The 18011-nt window shown below is 65.3% G+C and carries 25 protein-coding genes; all 25 read right to left on the reverse strand.

All coding sequences use genetic code 11. The annotated features are described in order from the left end of the window. Nucleotides 1–50: 50 nt before the first annotated feature. Entirely contained in the window at nt 51–362 is a 312-nt protein-coding gene (locus ACT7B3_RS08465; protein WP_445157599.1) for a hypothetical protein, read from the reverse strand. After that, nucleotides 355–708: a hypothetical protein gene (locus tag ACT7B3_RS08470; protein WP_445157600.1), complete on the reverse strand. Its 354-nt coding sequence runs from the start codon at nt 706–708 to the stop codon at nt 355–357. Before ACT7B3_RS08470 ends, ACT7B3_RS08465 begins: the two co-directional genes overlap by 8 nt. Then, the gene (locus tag ACT7B3_RS08475) at nt 708–2390 is read right to left on the reverse strand and encodes a dATP/dGTP pyrophosphohydrolase domain-containing protein (RefSeq protein ID WP_445157601.1); all 1683 of its coding nucleotides are present in this window, start codon (nt 2388–2390) and stop codon (nt 708–710) included. The genes ACT7B3_RS08470 and ACT7B3_RS08475 overlap by 1 nt, the downstream gene beginning before the upstream one ends. Before the next feature lie 14 nt (nt 2391–2404). Further along, nucleotides 2405–2713: a hypothetical protein gene (locus ACT7B3_RS08480; RefSeq protein ID WP_445157602.1), complete on the reverse strand. Its 309-nt coding sequence runs from the start codon at nt 2711–2713 to the stop codon at nt 2405–2407. Then, nucleotides 2710–3285: a hypothetical protein gene (locus ACT7B3_RS08485; protein WP_445157603.1), complete on the reverse strand. Its 576-nt coding sequence runs from the start codon at nt 3283–3285 to the stop codon at nt 2710–2712. Before ACT7B3_RS08485 ends, ACT7B3_RS08480 begins: the two co-directional genes overlap by 4 nt. Then, entirely contained in the window at nt 3275–4165 is an 891-nt protein-coding gene (locus tag ACT7B3_RS08490) for a hypothetical protein (protein WP_445157604.1), read from the reverse strand. Before ACT7B3_RS08490 ends, ACT7B3_RS08485 begins: the two co-directional genes overlap by 11 nt. Beyond that, nucleotides 4162–4923, reverse strand: coding sequence for a hypothetical protein (locus tag ACT7B3_RS08495; protein ID WP_445157605.1), 762 nt, complete (start codon nt 4921–4923; stop codon nt 4162–4164). The genes ACT7B3_RS08490 and ACT7B3_RS08495 overlap by 4 nt, the downstream gene beginning before the upstream one ends. A 29-nt stretch (nt 4924–4952) precedes the next feature. Then, complete coding sequence (locus tag ACT7B3_RS08500) at nt 4953–5234, reverse strand: hypothetical protein (RefSeq protein WP_445157606.1); 282 nt, start codon at nt 5232–5234, stop codon at nt 4953–4955. Further along, nucleotides 5231–6388, reverse strand: a complete 1158-nt coding sequence (gene rdgC, locus ACT7B3_RS08505; protein WP_445157607.1) for a recombination-associated protein RdgC — start codon at nt 6386–6388, stop codon at nt 5231–5233. Before rdgC ends, ACT7B3_RS08500 begins: the two co-directional genes overlap by 4 nt. 45 nt (nt 6389–6433) lie before the next feature. After that, a complete protein-coding gene (locus ACT7B3_RS08510) occupies nt 6434–7285 on the reverse strand; it encodes a DNA adenine methylase (protein WP_445157608.1) in 852 nt (283 codons plus the stop codon). Nucleotides 7286–7311: 26 nt separating this feature from the next. Next, nucleotides 7312–9045, reverse strand: coding sequence for a DNA cytosine methyltransferase (locus tag ACT7B3_RS08515; RefSeq protein WP_445157609.1), 1734 nt, complete (start codon nt 9043–9045; stop codon nt 7312–7314). Beyond that, entirely contained in the window at nt 9038–9241 is a 204-nt protein-coding gene (locus ACT7B3_RS08520) for a hypothetical protein (protein ID WP_445157610.1), read from the reverse strand. The genes ACT7B3_RS08515 and ACT7B3_RS08520 overlap by 8 nt, the downstream gene beginning before the upstream one ends. 136 nt (nt 9242–9377) lie before the next feature. Then, nucleotides 9378–9557 (reverse strand): hypothetical protein, encoded by a 180-nt coding sequence (locus ACT7B3_RS08525; protein ID WP_445157611.1) that lies wholly within the window; start codon nt 9555–9557, stop codon nt 9378–9380. After that, nucleotides 9554–10780: a DUF5131 family protein gene (locus ACT7B3_RS08530; protein ID WP_445157612.1), complete on the reverse strand. Its 1227-nt coding sequence runs from the start codon at nt 10778–10780 to the stop codon at nt 9554–9556. The genes ACT7B3_RS08525 and ACT7B3_RS08530 overlap by 4 nt, the downstream gene beginning before the upstream one ends. After that, nucleotides 10777–11496: a hypothetical protein gene (locus ACT7B3_RS08535; protein WP_445157613.1), complete on the reverse strand. Its 720-nt coding sequence runs from the start codon at nt 11494–11496 to the stop codon at nt 10777–10779. Before ACT7B3_RS08535 ends, ACT7B3_RS08530 begins: the two co-directional genes overlap by 4 nt. Then, nucleotides 11493–11741 carry a hypothetical protein gene (locus ACT7B3_RS08540; RefSeq protein ID WP_445157614.1) on the reverse strand — a complete coding sequence of 83 codons (249 nt, stop codon included), beginning with the start codon at nt 11739–11741 and terminating at the stop codon, nt 11493–11495. Before ACT7B3_RS08540 ends, ACT7B3_RS08535 begins: the two co-directional genes overlap by 4 nt. Beyond that, nucleotides 11738–12028 carry a hypothetical protein gene (locus tag ACT7B3_RS08545; protein WP_445157615.1) on the reverse strand — a complete coding sequence of 97 codons (291 nt, stop codon included), beginning with the start codon at nt 12026–12028 and terminating at the stop codon, nt 11738–11740. The genes ACT7B3_RS08540 and ACT7B3_RS08545 overlap by 4 nt, the downstream gene beginning before the upstream one ends. An 84-nt stretch (nt 12029–12112) precedes the next feature. Next, the gene (locus ACT7B3_RS08550; protein ID WP_445157616.1) at nt 12113–12865 is read right to left on the reverse strand and encodes a hypothetical protein; all 753 of its coding nucleotides are present in this window, start codon (nt 12863–12865) and stop codon (nt 12113–12115) included. Between the two features lie 29 nt (nt 12866–12894). Beyond that, entirely contained in the window at nt 12895–13437 is a 543-nt protein-coding gene (gene ssb, locus ACT7B3_RS08555) for a single-stranded DNA-binding protein (protein WP_445157617.1), read from the reverse strand. Nucleotides 13438–13953: 516 nt separating this feature from the next. After that, on the reverse strand, nt 13954–14424 hold the full coding sequence (locus ACT7B3_RS08560; RefSeq protein ID WP_445157618.1) for a hypothetical protein: 471 nt from the start codon (nt 14422–14424) through the stop codon (nt 13954–13956). Then, nucleotides 14421–15005: a hypothetical protein gene (locus ACT7B3_RS08565; protein ID WP_445157619.1), complete on the reverse strand. Its 585-nt coding sequence runs from the start codon at nt 15003–15005 to the stop codon at nt 14421–14423. The genes ACT7B3_RS08560 and ACT7B3_RS08565 overlap by 4 nt, the downstream gene beginning before the upstream one ends. Before the next feature lie 116 nt (nt 15006–15121). Further along, nucleotides 15122–16162 carry a RecT family recombinase gene (locus ACT7B3_RS08570; RefSeq protein WP_445157620.1) on the reverse strand — a complete coding sequence of 347 codons (1041 nt, stop codon included), beginning with the start codon at nt 16160–16162 and terminating at the stop codon, nt 15122–15124. Further along, nucleotides 16159–17247 carry a YqaJ viral recombinase family nuclease gene (locus ACT7B3_RS08575; protein WP_445157621.1) on the reverse strand — a complete coding sequence of 363 codons (1089 nt, stop codon included), beginning with the start codon at nt 17245–17247 and terminating at the stop codon, nt 16159–16161. The genes ACT7B3_RS08570 and ACT7B3_RS08575 overlap by 4 nt, the downstream gene beginning before the upstream one ends. Nucleotides 17248–17324: 77 nt before the next feature. Continuing rightward, complete coding sequence (locus ACT7B3_RS08580; RefSeq protein ID WP_445157622.1) at nt 17325–17633, reverse strand: hypothetical protein; 309 nt, start codon at nt 17631–17633, stop codon at nt 17325–17327. 36 nt (nt 17634–17669) lie between these two features. Further along, nucleotides 17670–17939: a hypothetical protein gene (locus ACT7B3_RS08585; RefSeq protein WP_445157623.1), complete on the reverse strand. Its 270-nt coding sequence runs from the start codon at nt 17937–17939 to the stop codon at nt 17670–17672. Between the last annotated feature and the right edge of the window lie 72 nt (nt 17940–18011).

The raw sequence follows: 18011 nt of genomic DNA on the forward strand, positions 1-18011 counted from the left end.
ATGGCCGGCTGACGGTTGCCAGCCGGGCTCTCTTGAATGGTGATGGGTCTCTATGGGGTGTCGGCGGCGTGTTTTCCGTCGACGGGCTGGGGAATGGGGCCGGCCCACTCCAGGGGCGCCCACCCCGGCAGCATTTCGTGATTGGTGAAGCGCGGGCTGGTGGTGGGCTCCAGCACCTCCTTGCCACCAACGCTGACCACGGTCACGAAGTTCTCCAGCGGGTCGACGCGGGTGGAGACCGACACCTCGGCGATCACCGGGCGGTTAAAGTTCCAGCCGCGCGCCCAGTAGTGGGCCACGCCTCCCGCGGCCACGACTTCATCCAGGGTGGGCGGCTTCGGCCGCCATACAAAGCTAGGCACCTTCCGCCTCCTCGGGCCAGTCAAAGCCCTTGGCCTTCATCCATGCCTTGGTTGCCCACCAGGCCTCGGGCGAGGCCATGCTTAACCCCTCGCTCTCCAGCCAGTTGTCGCACGCTTTTTCCACGGCGGACCTATGGGAGTCAGAGGCGCCGCCCGGGCGCCCCTCCTTGATGATGATCTCGCCGCCGGAATACCGGACCAGCACCGAGTCCTCGCCAGCGACTTGGGCCAGCAGGCCGAATATCTCGCCGACGCGCCCCATGCCCATTTCGCTGAACTTGGCGCCCTCGATACTCAGGGTGAGCACGGCGCGCTGATCATCATCCTGATAGCTGGCGGTCTCCATCACGTTTCCTCGCTCTGCCGGTTGTGCTCAATGGCCTTGGTGGGGTCGACGGTGCGCCAGTCCGGCCAGTCGCGCCCCTCGTTCTTGACGAGCTTCGCACCCAGCCCGGCCGCCACCTCTTCGGCGGAGTAGCCGGCACGCCAGGCGCCGTCCAGGGCCAGCGACGCGACGTCGATCCACTCCTCGAGGTCGTGCGGGGCGGCCTCGACCTCCTTGAGCTCCTTGCGGATATGGTCGGTTACGCCCTGGCAGCGGCTGCCGGGGCCGAAGGCGCGGGTCGAGAACGCTATCTGGCGCTTCATGTGGGCCACCAGGTCGTAGCCGGACGTGTCGCCGCCGCTGGTGGCCGCCCACGCCTTGGCGGCGTCGCTAACCACCGGCTGCACCTTGTAGTTGCACACGTACTCGAAGTCGCCCCAGTGGTAGCCTTCGGGGTCGCAACCGTCTTCATCCAGTTGACTCTCGTCCGGACGGTCGACTCGATCTACCTGACTGCTGATCTGGGTGGCGCGGCCGACGAACACCTGGTCGACTTGCTCATCCCAGCCGGTGTCGCCATCCAGCCAGCTGTCGATGAAGTCGGTGGCCTGCTCGACGGCCTCGGCCTCGGTACCGAAGGCCATCAGGCCCTGATCGGGACAGTAGGCGAACCACGGCTTGTCGTCGGTGACGTACCAGGGCGGTGCCTCGCCTGGCTGTCTCGGGGCCACGCGATCGAGGCTGGTGCGTCCACCAAGGGCATGGATCATGGCGGCGAAGTTGAGCACGTCCACCGGGTCGCCCTTGGCGATGTGGTTGACCAGCATGCTGTTCAGGCGAGGGATGCTGCAGGTCTCCCAGCCGCCCCGGCCTTCGCCTCGCTTGTCGGCGAGCTTCTTGCGCATGGCCAGCGCCGCGGCTTCCACCATGGCGTCGTCGGGGTGCAGCTCGTGAGGCGTCAGCGCCTCCTGCAGCACGTCGACATACCACTCCAGGTACTTGTACTCGTAGACCTCGCCGCCCAGGTCGGAGCGCTCTTCCCACATATCGGGTGCGCAGGCGAAGTCGATGGCTTCCTCCATGCGCCGGCTGCGCTCGATAAGGGTGTCCAGCGCCTCCAGGATCTGTTCATCCTTGCCCTGGTGGGGCTCGCCGGCCACACCCAGGCGCTCCGCGACCATGCCCAGCATCCGGGCCCGGTCCTCGGCATAGTCGGTAGCGGCTTCCAGCTTCTCCTCGGCCAGCATCAGGTCGCGGGTGTTCAGCACATGGCCATGGGGTGACACGCTAGCCAGGCGCTCATTCTCCTGCTCGACCGCCTGCAGCCGCTGAGCCACCGGGTTCTTCGGGCACAGGCGGTCGTGCTCCATCAGCAGCTGGTGGGCAGCTTCCATGTCGTCGACCTTGCGCGTGTCGTAGATGATGGCCTCGCCGCAGTAGATGCACGACGCCGCGTGGTTGCCCTCGGCATCGCGCAGCCGTCTCAGCAATCCCAGCACCACCTTGGGGTTGGCGGCGGCCACGAAGGCCTCGTTGGCCTCGGCGTTGGGGCGGCTGGTGTGGTCGGCGTACTGGGCATGGACGACGCAGGGGCCGCGGGTATTCTCATGGTCGGGGTAGATGCCGCCGAACCGGCCGCGCACCCAGGGGCCTGGCGTGGCCGCCTTGGCGGCGGCCTCCAACGCTTCGATATCGATTGTCATGTCTGTGGTCCTCTCTATGGGCAGCACATCGGCGAGCCGCCGCACCAGTGTTCATAGTCCTCGTCGGGGATCTCGCTCAGGCCGCAGACGATGGGCATGTACTCGTCACAGCCCCGGCACCTGGCTTCGTATTCGCCGGGCGCGGCTCCTTCCACGACACCTTCGGGAAGCACGCCACCAGGCATCCAGGCCAGGGAGTGAAGGGAGGGGCGCCACTCGACGTGCTCGCCACGGCGACGTAGCTTCCGGGCCCGGGCGCTGGATATCGGTCGCCAGCCAGCGCGGATATCGGGAACAGGAGAATTCTTGAGTCGGGTTCTCATGCGGCTTTCCTTCGTTGCTGCCAGTAGCGCAGGGTCACGCCCCGCGCCATGGCCATCAGCTGGTTGTCGAGGAGCTTGACGCGATGCAGTCGGGGCGCGGGTCGCGTCTCGGTGACCCGGTAGCCGTGGGCCTGGTGGATGCCATGACGGTAGGGCACGACCTCCATCAGGCCGGCATAGGCGGGCAGCTCGTCGTCTCGGACGATTCCGGGTGCGGTGACCAGCCAGAAGTAGCTGGGCGGGACCAGCCCGCAGCAGTTCGAGCCCTTGGCAGCCAGGCCGGCGGTCTTCTTCGCTTCCTCCTTGGCGTTGGTCAGGGTATGGGCGCGATACCACTTCGCGCAGCGCCGGTCTCCGCGAATCTGGCGCAGCTCGGAAAGCCAGTCGGATCGACTGACCTTGATCTCGAACTCGTGGCCGAGCCTTGCCCGGGTGACCGATACCACGTCGGCTTCAGGGCCCCACACGGCGCCGCAGTTCGGCACCGTGATCTCGTGCTTGGCGCTGCTGCACCAGGCGTAGATGACGTCTTGCACCAGGGCTTCGGTCAGGGGAGGGAGGTCAGCATCCATCCAGCACCTCCCTAGCCCGTCGGCGCTCGGCTTCACCCCTTGTGCGCAAGCACATTGCTGCGCGCCTGTAAGCCGCCCTTTCGGAGGTGGTGTCTGAGTCAGACTCGTCGCGCTCGAAGTTCAAGGCCTCCTGTTTCAGAACCTCCTCGAGCTTGGTAGCAACCAGGAAGTTCAGCGCCTCCCGAAACTGCTCGACATAATTCTCTGTGCATCGGGCGCCCCAGCTGTTCACCAGGCATTCATCATCTGGCTCGATGTCAGGGAAGTCGTCGTCCGGCTTGCCCGGCACCATGAGGAATTTATTCTCGATGGCATGCAGGTAGCCGGCGAAGCGGGCAGCGTTCTCGACGTTGACCAGAAGAACGCTCGATGAGCGTGCCGCCTCGCCGATTCCGAAGATGTCGCAAATCTTGCCCAGCGTGGCTGCCAGGGCATTGAAGCCATCGCTCACCCTTTTCAACGCAGCTATCTGCGCCTCAGCCTCGTGGTGGTATTCGGGGCCGCGCAGCAGAACCGCCTCGTCGCTCTCGATAGAGGCGGTTGGGCCAAACAGTTCGCCTATGGCATCGCGCACCATGCGCAGTGCGGCCCAGGCAGCTTCCCTTTCTTCACGCCCCATACCCTTCGGAGCCTTCTCCGCCAGGCCGTCACGCTCTGCCTTCAGCTTCTCCACCAGCGACAGCGCCGGCCCTGTCGGCACCTCTTCGCCTTCGTCCACCAGGGCGGCTTTCAGGGCGCTCAGCTCCTCGCAGGCGCTGTGCAAGCAGCCGCGTAGCTGGTCGCAGTCCTGCTCCATCTCTATCAGTCGGCGGGCCAACTGATAGGCCGACTCGTTGTCGGCCAACTGCTGGGCTTTCTCGTGAAGGTCGAAGTTGGTCACCGGCCACCTGCCTTGCGCACCGCGCGCGCGATCTTCTGGATGGTGGCCGGGCCGATGCCCTTGATGCCGGCGAGCGCCTTGCGCTTGGCCTCGGTACCGATCTCGCTCAGCAGCTCATAGCCGGCGTCCTCGAGCTGGGTGACGACGCGGGCCGGCAGGTCGAGGTCTTCGATGCGCTGGCAGCCGTTCTCCTTGCGCCAGTGGCCGGCCAGGCGGTGGATGGCGCCCTTGATGAAGACGGCGTCGTCGCCGGCCATGATGCCGTCGATCAGCCCGCAGAAGACCAGGCGGTGCTTCTCCGCCTGGTCGAGCGGCTTGCTGCTGACCATGTACCAGCGGTCGGGCTCGTGGATGTGCACCTGGTTGAAGGCCAGCTGAACGACGACGCGACCGTCGTCGCTCTTGATCGTGGCGTGCGGCCCCGGATCCTCGCCGGCCTTCTCGGCGGGCGCCTTCTCCTTGCGGGACAGCTCGGCTTCCAGTTGCTGGACGCGCTGTCTCGCCTGGTGGCGAGTCTGGGCCAGCTCCTTCTTGCCGGCCGCCTTTTCGGCGGCCAGGCGGTCGGCGCGTTCGCGCTGCTGGTCGGCTTCGGCCTTGGCCTTGTCCCGACTGGCGGCCGCGCTCTCGGCGCGGCGCAGAGCGACAGCCAGCTCCTCGCGCAAGTCCCTGTTGTCCAGGGCCAGACGGATAGCCTCGTCGTAGGGGTCGAGCGAGGCGCGCACGGGCGCGCGCCCGCTCTCGTGGGCGTGTGTGTTCATCATGGGCTCCAGCGGTAGTAGGCGGGCGGTCAGGCGCGGTGATTGGCCAGTTGCCGGCGCAGCTCGTGGTTGTCTGCGCAGACGGCGGCCACAGCTTCCAGGAAGGTGGTCGGCTTCTTGAGCATGCCGGATCGGCGGATGACCTCATCCAGGTGTCGGCGCGCCTCCGCCAGGTCCGCGAGCTGGTCGGACAGGTCGAGTTGCTCGGCCAGGCGCGCCTTATCGTCTTCCAGCTCCTGGTTGCGCTGCATGACCTGCTCGCAGAACGAGCAGGCTGCCGTCTCGGCCGGGGTGTGGGCCAGCGATGTCATGCCACCTCCTCGAGCACCTTACGGGCGCCGCTGTTGTCCATGGGGGAAACCACGCCCTGGCGCTCCAGGTCCTCGATGAGGTGCGCCGCGCGGTTGTAGCCGATCTTGAATTTCCGCTGCACGGCCGATATCGACGCTCGCCCGCTCTCGATCACGAAGGCCTTGGCCTCGCTCAGCAGTGGGTCGGGCTCGTCGGTACCGGGCGAGGCAGGCGAGGGCGCCGCCTCATCCATGCTCTTGAACTCGGGCACGGCCTCGCCGCCCAGCCCGGTCAGCAGCAGCTTGATGACGTCGCGCAGGGCGTTGACCATCAGGATGAAGTCGGTCTCGAGCCGCAGGACGGCGTCGCCGTCGTCGTCGGTATCGCCGGCCTCGTCCAGCAAGGCATCGGAGAAGCGCAGACTCTTGAGCGTCAGGTCATCGGTCAGCGTCAGCGATACCCGCTCATCGAGGGTGATGCTCAGCTGAGAGGCCTGGCGCCCACACTCCAGCAGCTGCTGCATGTCGTCGGTATCGAGGTCGACGTTCTTGGCCGTCACCTTGCCGTCGTCGCCTTTTTCGCGGAGCTGCACGCTGTCGCCGACTTCCAGCCAGGACGGGCGCAGGCTCGGGTCTTGCAACCAGTGCGTCATGACGCGCGTCGGCAGCGAGTGAGTAGCGATCGGCAGCACCTTCAGGCTGCCCAGCGTGGCGCGCAGCAGGTCCAGCGCCTCCTCGGCACGCTTCGCCGACGAGGTGTTGACGGCGATCATGCCGCCGGCCATGTCCCACCAGAGGTCGACCCGGTGGCTGCGCACGAAGGCGCGGGGCAGGAACTCCTCGTAGACCTGCTCCCGGATGCTCATCTTCTCCGCGCGCGCCACCGGGCCGCCGCGAACGGCCTCGATCTCCTCGCAGCGGGCCTCCACCTCCTCTTTCACCACGGACGAGGGCAGGATTCGCTCCTGGCGCTGCATGGTCAGCAGGAACTGGCCTTGGATGGCGTGGACCAGGGTGTCACTCTTGCGCCCGGCCGGCGGCACCCAGCCCAGGTGCTTGGCCTCGTGGCCGCCCATGTCGCGGGTGGCGAAGCGGCCCATGGCTTCGGCTAGGGCTTCAACGGCGATGCTGCCGGCAGCGGGCAGGCGATACAGACGAAGGTTCTTGAACCACATGGCGATGTCTCCAGGTTGCGATGCCGCCCGCCGGGCGGCGAAGGTTTAGGCGGTGGCGAACATGTCGGCTTGGCGCTGTTGCTGGACAACGCGAGGGGATAACCACAGACATTCAGTACGGGTTGCTCCACCACGCTGGCCAGACGCTTGAACGTCTTTCTGCACTAGGTGCCATCCGGGCAGTGATTCTCGGTACAGCTCGCTGTCATAGCCGGACAGCACGACGAACCCTTGCAGCGATTTCAGCCCCGTGAGGAGCTCTATATGCTCGGCCTCATCCATTTCATGGCGATATACGAGCCGGTGGCCCTTCTGGCGAGTTGAATCCAGGTAGGGCGGGTCTACGTAGTGAAGGGCGCGCTCTCGGTCATGCTGAAGCATCACGTCGAGGGCGGGGCGGTTCTCGATAATCACCCCCTGGAGGCGCTCAACGTAGCTGGCAATGACTCGTGGATAGTCCAGCCAGGTAGCGGCGATTTTGCCTCGAGGTCCGTCTTCTCCGGTGTAAGTTCGAAAACCGCTCGTTCCGGCTGTCGCAGATGCGGACCCAAACCCGGCTGAAGCACGAAACAGGGTGCGCCGGGCTCGCTCAACGGGGTCGGTGGTGGGCTGGTAGGCCAATTCGAACTCACTGCGAGCAAACGGCGTGAGGCGACACAGCTTCGCGAGATGCTGGGCTTTCCACGGGTCTCGAAGAACGCGAAAGACATTCACCACGTCTTCGTCCAGATCGTTGTAAACCTCATGCTTTGAGGGAATCTTCTGGAGAAGCACCCCAGCAGCTCCGCCGAAAGGCTCAACGTAAACATCGAAGGCTGAATGCGGCGGAAACTGTGACATGATCCACGGTGCAAGCCGCCACTTGCCGCCGTGGTATCGCATTACAGGGCTGTTCATAGGACCTCCAGAACGAACCGGCCGCCTCAGTGGGCGGCCTTGGGGTCGGGTTTCTCGGGTTGGTGGAGCGATAGGCCGGCGGCGACCTGGCGAACCCATATCGGGGTACTGCCCAAGGCGAACGTTTCGCCCGCCCACGCCAGCAGCAGGGTGGTACCCATGACACCGGCGATGGCCTCGGCGGCATCGGGAGGCACTGCGTTGCCAATGCGTTCGCGCCAAGCGCTATCGCTCAGGCCTTCCAGTTCGAGGTGTTCCTCTGGATCGACGAGGCTTTGCAACGCCGCGAGCTCGAGGGTGGTGAACGGGCGGTGCCAGGTGCCATCCTCGGCTACGATGATGTAGGCGCCTCTGTCTGTCGGCGCTGGCAGGGCATCAGCAATCGCGTGAGCAGCTGCGGCCCTCGGGTCCGCAACCGAGAAGCGCCCGCTATCGTGCCTGGCCTTGCCGCTGACAGTGCCGGCGGCGGCGTTCCAGTCCACCACGCCGTAGTGCCCGCCGGTTTGGTAGTGCGGCCGGCTGGCGGCCATGCCGGAGCGGGGGTCAGCGATCGCCAGCCCGCCAGCGGTTGGGCCGGCGCCGCTGGTGACGGCCGGAGAGGCGTCGGACCAGCGCACGACCCGGTAGACGTTGCTGAACCTAGGGCCTCGCCGGCCGATGCGAGGGTCTGCGACCGAGTGAGGGCCGCCGCCAACGAACATCTTGCCGGTCACCACCGGGGCCGGCTGATCCCAGCGACGAACGCCGTGCTGCACGGAGCGTGGGTGGCCGTCAATTCGCGGGTCGGCGATGGCAAAGGCGCCGTTAGTGGGCCCGGCGCGACTGGTGACGGTACCGCAGGTTTCATTCCAGCGATTCACGCCCATTACGCCGCCGTGCCAGCTGCAGCCAGGCACGATGCCGTAGTCAGCCAGCGCCCCGCCTTCGACACGCAGGCGCTCAAGTGAGCGCCAGTCCTTGCCCGCCTCAACCATGGCCAGGCGAACCCAGGTGCGCCACTGTAGAGACGGGATCCGATGCATCGGGCCGCCAAGCTCGATATCGCCCGGCAACGGAAGCTTTTCGAGCACGTCGCCCACGGCGCGAAGCGGCCGCTTCTGCGGCTCGTAGAGAAAGGGCGGCACCTTCGCCTGATGACGAGCCACAAGAAGGAAGCGCTTGCGAGACTGCGCCAGGCCTCCCAGTTCGCCACAGTCGTGGGTGGTCTCAGCCACGGCATAGCCGTAGCTCTCCAGCAGGGCACAGATCTGGTCAAGCAGGTGGCGGCCGCGGCTAGCGATACGCGGCACGTTCTCGAACAGGATGAACTCGAGCGGATCGTCGGCCCAGGCCTCGCATAGCAACCAGATCCCGCGGAGCGTCAACTCATTCAGCGCCTGGTATTTGGCGGTCTTGCTGAGCGTCTCGTTCAACAGCCCCGACAGCCCCTTGCATGGGCTGCTGGTGAACCCGATGTGCGGCCGTTCGCCGCCAGCCGCGCGCCGCAGGTCGGCAGGAGTCGCTTCACGCCAGTCGGGCGGCGGCTCGTGGCCGTGGAAGGCAATGTACTGTTCACGTGAAAACAGGTCCATGACTGTCCCGGGAACGCCAGTCAGGCGCTGGAAGTCAGCAATCGCGCCTGCATCGATGTCGATCCCGCCGACACAGCGAAAGCGCGCCTCCATGTTGCCGACGCGCGCGCTCCCGCGGTTGAAGCCCCGGCCACCGCCACCCAGGCCGCAGAAAAGCTGAAAGTGCCGAATCTCGTGCCGCTCAATCATGCGTGCCGGCCTCCAGGTTGGCCTTGATCCACTCCAGTTCGCCGGCATGGCCGGCGTCCTGAAGCACGACGCGCCCCTCGGGGTCGCGGATGATGCGGTGATGGCCGCCGCTCCCGCGGCGCGGGATGCGCTCGACCTGGTAGCCGTGGCGTGCCCACTTGGCATTCGGTGAATCGGGGTGCGGCTGGCCGGTCATGACAGCCAGGCCTCGAGCTGCTGGGCGGCGAGGGCGCTGGCTTGGGCGGCCTGGTGCCAGGCCTCGAAAACGGTGTCGATGTCGTGCATGTCGCTCTCCTTGGGCATGAAAAAGGCCACCTCGGTGGGGTGGCCTGTCAGTAGTGGTTGAGCCGCCTGGCGCGTCGTCGTGCGCGACGCTTGGCGGCGTGTCGCTGGTGAGCCTTCACGCTGCCGTACTTGGGCTTGCGTGGCGCCTGGTGGCGAGGTATCGGGATGCCGGCCCATGTCCTGGCCTTGGTGCCAAGCATGGCGGCGATGCTGGTGAGCAGGTTCATTGGCGCGCCCTCGGGTATTCGTCGTGTTGCTGGCCGTCCAGAAGGCGCCCCGCGGCTTTCTTCCCGGCCCAACCCATCACGGTGCCGTCGTCGAAGATGTGCTTCTCGCCACGGACGCTCACGCCTTCGGCCTGCCCGAGCATCGGCAGCCACTCGCCCCATTGTTTGAACAGGAACGGCACATCGGCGCCGGCACATTGATCGCGGACGGTTCGGGCCCAGTCGGGGTGCATCGGCCGCGCCTTCTTACCGGACTCGCCGCCGGCGACTACCCAGTCGATGTGGCGTGCAGGCGTGGTCGGCGTTCCGAACTTGGGGTCCGTGCTTATCGCAGGGATTGCGCCGCGGCCGTTGCAGTGATGGCAGCGCCCTTTCGGCCAGCGCGCCAGGATCCCGGTGCCGCCACAGAGATCACAGTGGAAGTCAACTCGCGGGAGTGTGATAGGGCCCAGCAGCGGCTCCATGCTGAGCCATCGCACTGCTGCCGGCGCTTCGAGCAACAGCGGGATACGCTCGTCGGCCGTGGCCTGGTCCTCGACGCTGACGCCGAGCCAGACGTTATCGAGCGGCCACCTTCGCCAGTGTCTCTCGCCCAGGTGCTGCAGGTGGTGGTAGCGGGATTTGCCGTCCATGTGCGGGCTGATGATCGGTGTCGCGATGTCGTACAAGCCGCGAACTATCTCAGTCGGGGGTTGCGGTTCGCTCAAGGACGCTTTGCCCTCGTCGCGAAGCGCCTGCCGCGCCTCGACGCCGCGCCGGTAGCTGCTGGAGTTCATGTATCGCTCATTGGCCCCCTCGGCTTGCTGGGCCAGCCAGGCGAAGAACTCCAGCATCCGACCCGGGCGCTTGGTTAGCACCTGGTAGGTGTGTCTTGGCGTGCTTGCCATGACGCCGAAAACAGCCGCAATGAATTCGAACGGCACGCTCTCGTGGAAGAGGTCACTCATGCTGTTTACGAATATCTTGCGAGGCTTGCTCCAGCGAATCGGCTGCGTCAGCAGCCCGGGAAGCATCCGAATGGTGCCGTTCCACTGGCCGCCCTTGGCGAGCAGGCCGTCATAGGCGCCCTTTCCCTCGGGGATGCCACGACCGCGATCCATGGCGATGATCCGCGCCGCCTGGCTTTCCGCATAGCAGTGCCGGCAGCCTTCGGAGACACGGGAGCAGCCTCTAATCGGGTTCCAGGAGGCATCGGTCCATTCGATTCCGGTCTTATCGCTCATGCTACCAACCTCCCGCCCGGCACCACGCGAATCCGGGGCTTGGCCCTGACTTCCATCCAGTCCTTGGTGTACGTGACCGGGCCTGCGTGGATATTCATGATCACCCCTGCCGCATCCACGTGGTCTGCGACGGGCAGGACGAGTATCTTTCGGCTCCGCTTCCCTGCTTCAGGCAACTCGCAGCGCAGCTCCACGCCTTCCCGGCTGTCGCGCTCCATTCCCGCCATGACCGAGAAGGAATCACTGAACAGACCGACATAGTGGGCGTTGACGCTGAAGCACGGCGCGCTGTCCGCGCCCAGCGCTGACTGCTCGGGGAAGACGCTCGCAATGTTCAGCGGCTCGCACTTGAGCAGCTGGGCCTTGCCGGCGGTCAGGCAGGTGTCCAGTAGGGACTCGCCAGCGTTTTGAGGCTTCCGGTCAAAGATCACGGCCAGGCCTGCGTCGGTGAGGTAGAAGCGGCTGCTCGGATGCGCTGCCGACGCCTCGACAAGCTTGGCCTCCGGGGAGAAGACCACGGGATTGGTGCCGACCATTCGGCCTTCGGGGTCGCGCGCGATGATGGCCACATGGCCATTGGTCGCGGCCAGCAGCACACCACCCTTGGCGGCCGGCATGGCCTGCATTCCGATCATCTTCTCTTGCACGCCATCCCGGTCAGCGAAGCGCATGATCGGCTCCAGGAAGCACGCGCTGAACTCGACAATGGTTTTCATGCTGCCTCCTTCGAGGTGCTTGGGTGTCCGGCGCACGAGCCGTCAGGGTTTTTGTTGTCGCACTTGCCGGCAGCCAAGACAGTCATGCCCATCAGCTGCATCTCTCGCAGCTCGGCGCGCGCTGCCTGCGCGCCGTCCGGATGGGCAACCACCTCGCCGAGCTTCTTGTCGCTGTAGCTCAGCAGGACATGTAGAGGGATGTGGATGTGGTAGGTGGTCGGGCCGTCGTGGCTGAGCTTGCTCATGCCGCCTCCTGGTCGCCATCAGGCTTGGCCGCCTTGCCGCAGAAAGGGCAGAAGTTGGCGGTGACGAAGGTGTCGATCTTCTGCCGCTTCATGCCATCACCGTTCTTCTTCGGCACCCAGGCCTCGCCTTGGTAGCTGATCATGAACGGCGACATCAGCTGGTTTCCGGCCATGGCGAAGCCGTAGCCCTTGAGCTTGGCGTCGAAGTCTTTGAAGCCTTCGGGCAGCTTCGCCTTGACGTGCTCGGCCAGCTTCTCGGCGACTTTCGTTTGGCAATCACACTGCATGGTGCCCTCCAGAAACAGGAAGCCCCGCAGCATGGCGGGGCAGGGTGGTGGTTGAGCCCCGCGCGTGCGGGGAGCGGCTAAGCGTCAGTCGTAGCCGGGGTAAGAGAAGTCGTCGGGATCGCAGTCGAGGATCAGCTTGGCCTCGCCGTAGTAGAGGGCGATCACCAGCTTGTCGTACTCGCTGTGCCATTCGCCCATCTGCTTACCCATCACATCGCCATCGAGCTTGGCGGCGTAGACCTCAGCGACATCGTAGCCACCGTAGTTCGGGTCCTTCTCCGTCTTGATCCGGGCCGCCAGGCTGTTGTCGAGCGAGTACTTGCTGCGAGAGGAGTAGCGAGACTCTTCCGGGTCCTTGTCGAAGTAGAGGTGCATGAAGCTACCCTCTTCCTCGTAGACCACCTTCGGGTGTTCCCAGCCGCTCTGCTGGGCCTCCTCGGCGTTCTCCTCGATGAAGGCCTCGAGCAGCTTCTTGAGGCTGACGGCCTCGGGGATCTCGTACTCTGCGAGCACTTCCTCGGCCGACTGCTGTGCCCGCTGGGCCACGTTCTCGGCGATGCCGGAGCTCTCCCAGGTGTTGCGCATAGCGTTGGCGATCAGGTTGTTGTAGCGCGCCAGGCCCATCATGTCGCTGATGTTGCCAGGCATAGCGGCCTTGATCGCTTCCTTGACCTGCTTACCCATGTCGCCGTAGGAGCGGAAGGCGTCTTCTACTACCGACTCGAACATCTTCTCGACGTGCTTCTCGATGATCTCCTTCGGCTTGTCACTCTCGACGAAAGCGCTGACGTGTTGGTGGAGCAGTTGCTCCAGGGTCTGGCTTTGATGGTCTGACATGTTGATTCCTTGAAAGATGGTGGTTGGCCCTAGCCCCCGGCGATATTCGGGAAGCGGGCGAACGGGATCTCGTCGTTGAAGTCGTCGAAGCCGCCGCCACCGCCTTGCGGGGCCTGGCTGGGCGGTGGCGCGCCGTAACCGGGCGGCTGGCTCTGTGGCGGCCGGCGCTGCTCGCCATAGCCTTGCGGCGAGGTGTAGCCGCGGTCATGTCCGCCGGACTGCTGGCCCTGCTCGCCGCGGGAGTCGAGCATCTGCATGTCGTTGGCGACGATTTCCGTGCTGTAGCGGTCCTGGCCGTCCTGCCCCTGCCACTTGCGGGTCTGAAGCCGCCCCTCGATGTAGACCTTGGAGCCCTTGCGCAGGTACTGCTGGGCGATCTCGGCCAACTTGTTGAACAGCACGACGCTATGCCACTCGGTGCGCTCCTGGCGCTGGCCGCTCTGGCGGTCCATCCAGCTGTCGGTGGTGGCCAGCCTCAGGTTGGCGACCGGGTTGCCTGAGGGCATGAAGCGCACCTCCGGATCCTGCCCCAGGTGGCCGATGAGGATGACCTTGTTCACTCCGCGTGCCATATAGGCTCCTTTCTCGTGTTCAGGTGCGTGCATGCGCACGGCATAGCGCCCTCGGAGAAGGCGCTACACGCTGCGTTGCAGCCCTTGGGGTGCCTTGCCTCACATCGGCAGGCCCAGCCCCGCCTGGCCCCGCTTGGCGGCGCCCAGACTCGGGTGGCGGCTATTGCCACCGGAAGCCGGGCTCGTGGAGTCCGGCGACCGCTGATAACAGCCCTTGGGGTGCCATGGCGCACATCGCAACACCTCGCCAAACCTGGCCACGCTGCGCCCGGCCAGACGGTGCTTTCGCACCGGAAAGCCCTCTCGCAGAGAGGGCAGACCGCTACGCTGTAGCCCTTGGGTTGCCGCGCCATACCAATGCATGCCCTGCCATGCGGAACCTGGCGGCGCCCTTGGTGCATCTGCACCGGAAGGGCGGCTCGCAAGCCGCCAGACCGCTGCATACGCAGCCCTTGCCACGCGATGCCTGGCCGGACCGAGCCATGCCATCGCATGCCGCGCGCTGAGCCAATCGCGCTATTCGGCGGGATGGAAGGGAAGGGTGAGGCGCCTCTGCTGCCGATTCATCAGTTGCTGGAAGCCCGCCACCCGGGCCTGGGCGTCGACGTGACGGCGAGCGCCTTCGTCGCTCATCTCGTCGAAGCGTGCATGCGCTAAGATGCGCTGCGTTTTGTTCAGGCTCTTGTTGATTGCCCTGGTCAGGGCATGGATGGCGAAGCCGGCCTGGTCGTCAGGCGGGACGATTCGGTAGCCCTCGCCCCAGACGTTGGCGACCACGATGCAGCGCTCCTCCATCAGGTAGGTGAAGAAGCTCTTGAGGCGGTTCCGCTCCTCCCAGCGCGCTTTCTCGTATTCGGCTACGGTGGCGGGCGCCGGCATATCCAGCGCCCAGTCAAGCCACTCGTGACTGATCAGGTCGCCATCCTTGAAACCTTCGCGGTCGAAAGAGGCGATGGCGCCTTCCATCCAGGTGGTGTCCTTGCTCACTTCACAACCTCCACGTTGAAGCGTCCAAAGGTGCCGCCCTTCTCGGGGCGGTAATCGCCCAGGCCGACGAACATGCCGGCATCCTCGGCGGCGCGGACGATACTGTCTTGCTCGGTCATCTCTGGGCTGAACATCACGTCGACCTGAAGCGACCAGTCATGAATCTTGGGCCGATAGCGCATCAGCCTCGATTGGCTGACCACCACCGAGCGGCAGTCGACGAATTTTCGTTCGGCAAACATCTTTTCCGGGTCGCGCGGGCCGGGATAGTCGAGCTTGACGCGCTCTTCCAGCACCATGACGCCGCGCTTGAAGGCGGCGCCCAGGCGGTTGAGCTTGGCGGCTCCAACCAAGGCAGACTTGATGTTCTGGCCGGGCAGATAAGGGCCCATGTCCTTATCGTGGTAGAGGCCGCCCATCCATTCGGACTTGGCGATAGCTTCGTGATCCTCGTCCAGCTTCTTCCGCTTTCCGGTCAGCACCTTATGGGCCTTGGTCATGGGGTCGAGCGGGTTCGCATAGCGGTCGCTGTGCATGAGAAGCGGCGAAATGCCGGTCAGTTTCAGGGTGACGGTTTTCATCGTCGTGGCTCCTATTGCGCCGGAGTACGGGCGCGCGACAGCCCCAAGCGGGCTTGGCGCCATGTGTTTCCGGCTGGCGGTGAAGGCCCCATCGTGCGGGGCCGGCGGTTGGCGGCTTACTGGCCGCCGTCAGCTTGCTGCTTGAGCGTTGCCAGGCGCCCCTTGTAGGCCTCCCGGGCTACGCCCTGGTCGCCTTCCGGCAGGTGGCGGGCCATGTCGGCGGCTTCGGCCAGCTCGTCAGGGTTGGATGCCTTCTTGATCAGTTCGCACACGTAGGCACAGGTGATCTCGCCGCCGGGGCCGGCATCCTCTAGCTCGCCCATGGGGTCCTCGGCGGGCTCGCTGGTCGGCGGCGTCTCCTGAGTCCTCGCCTGGCGCTTCTGGGCGAGACGGGCCTTGGCGCGGCCTTGGGCGGTGTTGGGCAGCGAACCCGGCCCTTGCGACGCCTGGCGCGGTGTCACGTCCCGCTCACCGGCCTGCTGGCCGTAACCGTCCACCTCGTCGGGGGTGTAGACGCCCAGGATCACGTCGGGGCAGTACAGACGCGCCCAGCGTTTGATGGCCAGGTAGGCGAGCTGCTGCTTTGGGTCGCTGGCCCACAGGGTGGAGTTGCGGGTCTGGGCTTGGGTCAGCAGGATATCCAGAACACGAGGTTCGTCTTCGCCCTTGAGCGTGGCCCACACGCGAACGCCCAGCCCTTCCTCATCCTCCGAGGACCAGCCCGGCGCCTTGTAGGTGCCGTTCTTGCCTTGCTTCTCGACGAACTTGCCGATGATCTTTGTCCAGTCGCCGAACCACTCGTACCGCAGGCGGCCGGTGGTGGGCGCCATGGTGTTGATCACGGCATTGACCAGTTGGGCCTCGTAGCCCAGCGTGCCGTTGACCAGGTGAGTCTTCTGCGCGACGGCGAAGGGGTTCATGCGCCACTGCGCAGCCTGCATCACCACCGCCATGCAGTCCCCGGCGTTGCCCTGAAGGTGGCGCGGCACCGTCGACTGTCCCTTGGCCATCACCTGAGCCAGGTTGTAGAGCTGGCTCATGGCGTTGTGGTTGAACAGCAGGTTCTGCATCTCCTCCTGCGTCTGGATAGACGGCGCCGCCGCATGGCTTTCGGCAGGGGCTTGGAACTGCTGGGCGTTGAGGGGTGCAGTGGTCATGCGGCTTCTCCTTGGTTCTGGTCTTCAGTGCTCTCCTCGAGCTGCTCGAGCTCCGCCTTGTTGAGCTTGGCGACGCGGCAGTCGATGTAGCTGGTGGGCGCCACCTCGTAGCCGGCCCGCTTCACTTCCTTGCGGCGGTAGCAGGTGCCGTCGGGGAAGGCGGCCACGGCGGCGCTGCCCATTGCCTTCAGGATTCGCGCACGGGCCGTTTTCGCCGTGGTTTCCAGGGCCTTGATTTCGGCCTTGGCGTCCTCCTCGACCTTCTTCCAGTGCTCGAGCTCGGCCATCGCCACCACGCGACCATCAGTACCCGGATAGAGGCGCTTGAGCAGGTCGAGCGCCTTCGGGTGCTCGACGTCGATGTCCGGCAGCTCGCCGCGCTGAATGGCGGCCCACAGGTCGCCTTCCAAAGCGATCAGGTCGTCGATCAGCTCGTCGTCGCGCAGGATCGGGTACCAGCGGGTCTCCCAGCCGGCGATGGTCACCACCAGGAAGCCCCACTCGTAGCCGGTCACGGCCAGCTGCTGCTGCACCTGGATGAAGTAGTCCTCCGGCACCTCGCCACTGGTGCACAGCCCGCCGGTGGTGTGCACGTTGTCCGGCTTGCCCCAGCCCTGCGCGAACTCGACGTTCTTGAGCTCGGCTACGCCCGGGCCCTTCACGGTCTGGCCCATGACCAGCTCGAGCCAGGCCGACTGCGCATCGGTGACGCCGACGATGCGGCGGTCGATGTTGGCCAGCATGAAGGGGTGCTCGGGGTGGGCCAGCATGTAGTTGAAGTTCTGGACGTTGAGCCCGGTGAACTCCGAGAAGCGGGCGGCGGTCACCGGCTCCATGACGTGGCCCATGGCCATCTTCATCTTGCGGCGGTAGTTGGCGTCGGCGTCGTCGCTGACCAGTCCCAACTTGCGCTCGGCGATCTCGAACGGGGTTCGGTGCTCGCTGGCCCCGACGGCCGCCGCGGCCTCACTGGCCCCGATGCCCAGTCCGCGCAGCTGCAGCCACACATCTTCCGGCATCTCCAGCGTGGCGACGCGATGGTTAGTGGTCAGCTCATGCTTGGCTTGTTCAATAGTCATGCTCATGGTGCTATCCTCGTTGGTGATTCGCTTTCTCGTGGATCATCCGGCCCCACACCTGTTCGCCCAGGTCGGGGCCTTCTTTATTCGCCGCGGGCTTTGGCTAGGGCATCAACAACCTTGCGCATCGTTGCTGTGCTGATGCCGCCCTTCTTCATGTCACTGCGGGCGGCTTCCAATGCCTCGTACAGCTCCGGCGCCGCTGCGATCAGGTGTGCGTTAGCAGCGTCTTCTTCAGTGGCGACTGGCGGGTCAAATATGCCGTGACTGGCATGCACGAATGCCACAACATGGCTGACATACTCGGCGTCGATATGCTCAATGAACGAGCCGCCCGATTCCTTCGATGGCGACCGTTGCCACGGCCCAGGCGTTGCTTTCAGTTCACTCATGGCCTTCTCCTATGCCCACCAGGGAACGGGGCTTTTTCATGCCTGCATCAGGCTGTCGATGTAGGCATCGATGCGCGCCTGGTCCCGGCTTTCGCGCAGGCTGGCTTCGTGCTGCTCCAGGATGGCGAGGTCGTCATCGTCAGTGACCTTGGCTAGCAACCAGCCCGCCTTGTAGCCACGGCGGTCGTAGACCTCGTACTCGATTTCCGGCCCGCTGGGCGGCTCGAAGAAGCTGCCCGGATCGGCCGGGGTGTAGCTGGTGACATCCACCAGACAGGGGATGCCGGCGATGCGGGTCTTCATCATCAGTCTTTCCCCGTGGTCCAGATGGCGAAGGCGATGATCAGCCCGGCCATCACGATGGATTGAGGGATCGTC

Source organism: Halomonas sp. E14 (genome assembly GCF_052568415.1).

What these genes read in the sequence shown, in the direction of transcription:
- ACT7B3_RS08540 (WP_445157614.1), bottom strand. Translation starts at nt 11,741, where the DNA reads ATGAGCAAGCTCAGCCACGACGGCCCGACCACCTACCACATCCACATC.
- ACT7B3_RS08520 (WP_445157610.1), bottom strand. Translation starts at nt 9,241, where the DNA reads ATGACCGGCCAGCCGCACCCCGATTCACCGAATGCCAAGTGGGCACGC.
- ssb (WP_445157617.1), bottom strand. Translation starts at nt 13,437, where the DNA reads ATGGCACGCGGAGTGAACAAGGTCATCCTCATCGGCCACCTGGGGCAG.
- ACT7B3_RS08500 (WP_445157606.1), bottom strand. Translation starts at nt 5,234, where the DNA reads ATGACATCGCTGGCCCACACCCCGGCCGAGACGGCAGCCTGCTCGTTC.
- ACT7B3_RS08515 (WP_445157609.1), bottom strand. Translation starts at nt 9,045, where the DNA reads ATGATTGAGCGGCACGAGATTCGGCACTTTCAGCTTTTCTGCGGCCTG.
- ACT7B3_RS08480 (WP_445157602.1), bottom strand. Translation starts at nt 2,713, where the DNA reads ATGAGAACCCGACTCAAGAATTCTCCTGTTCCCGATATCCGCGCTGGC.
- ACT7B3_RS08545 (WP_445157615.1), bottom strand. Translation starts at nt 12,028, where the DNA reads ATGCAGTGTGATTGCCAAACGAAAGTCGCCGAGAAGCTGGCCGAGCAC.
- rdgC (WP_445157607.1), bottom strand. Translation starts at nt 6,388, where the DNA reads ATGTGGTTCAAGAACCTTCGTCTGTATCGCCTGCCCGCTGCCGGCAGC.
- ACT7B3_RS08485 (WP_445157603.1), bottom strand. Translation starts at nt 3,285, where the DNA reads ATGGATGCTGACCTCCCTCCCCTGACCGAAGCCCTGGTGCAAGACGTC.
- ACT7B3_RS08525 (WP_445157611.1), bottom strand. Translation starts at nt 9,557, where the DNA reads ATGAACCTGCTCACCAGCATCGCCGCCATGCTTGGCACCAAGGCCAGG.
- ACT7B3_RS08530 (WP_445157612.1), bottom strand. Translation starts at nt 10,780, where the DNA reads ATGAGCGATAAGACCGGAATCGAATGGACCGATGCCTCCTGGAACCCG.
- ACT7B3_RS08580 (WP_445157622.1), bottom strand. Translation starts at nt 17,633, where the DNA reads ATGAGTGAACTGAAAGCAACGCCTGGGCCGTGGCAACGGTCGCCATCG.
- ACT7B3_RS08550 (WP_445157616.1), bottom strand. Translation starts at nt 12,865, where the DNA reads ATGTCAGACCATCAAAGCCAGACCCTGGAGCAACTGCTCCACCAACAC.
- ACT7B3_RS08575 (WP_445157621.1), bottom strand. Translation starts at nt 17,247, where the DNA reads ATGAGCATGACTATTGAACAAGCCAAGCATGAGCTGACCACTAACCAT.
- ACT7B3_RS08535 (WP_445157613.1), bottom strand. Translation starts at nt 11,496, where the DNA reads ATGAAAACCATTGTCGAGTTCAGCGCGTGCTTCCTGGAGCCGATCATG.
- ACT7B3_RS08470 (WP_445157600.1), bottom strand. Translation starts at nt 708, where the DNA reads ATGGAGACCGCCAGCTATCAGGATGATGATCAGCGCGCCGTGCTCACC.
- ACT7B3_RS08565 (WP_445157619.1), bottom strand. Translation starts at nt 15,005, where the DNA reads ATGAAAACCGTCACCCTGAAACTGACCGGCATTTCGCCGCTTCTCATG.
- ACT7B3_RS08570 (WP_445157620.1), bottom strand. Translation starts at nt 16,162, where the DNA reads ATGACCACTGCACCCCTCAACGCCCAGCAGTTCCAAGCCCCTGCCGAA.
- ACT7B3_RS08510 (WP_445157608.1), bottom strand. Translation starts at nt 7,285, where the DNA reads ATGAACAGCCCTGTAATGCGATACCACGGCGGCAAGTGGCGGCTTGCA.
- ACT7B3_RS08585 (WP_445157623.1), bottom strand. Translation starts at nt 17,939, where the DNA reads ATGATGAAGACCCGCATCGCCGGCATCCCCTGTCTGGTGGATGTCACC.
- ACT7B3_RS08495 (WP_445157605.1), bottom strand. Translation starts at nt 4,923, where the DNA reads ATGAACACACACGCCCACGAGAGCGGGCGCGCGCCCGTGCGCGCCTCG.
- ACT7B3_RS08475 (WP_445157601.1), bottom strand. Translation starts at nt 2,390, where the DNA reads ATGACAATCGATATCGAAGCGTTGGAGGCCGCCGCCAAGGCGGCCACG.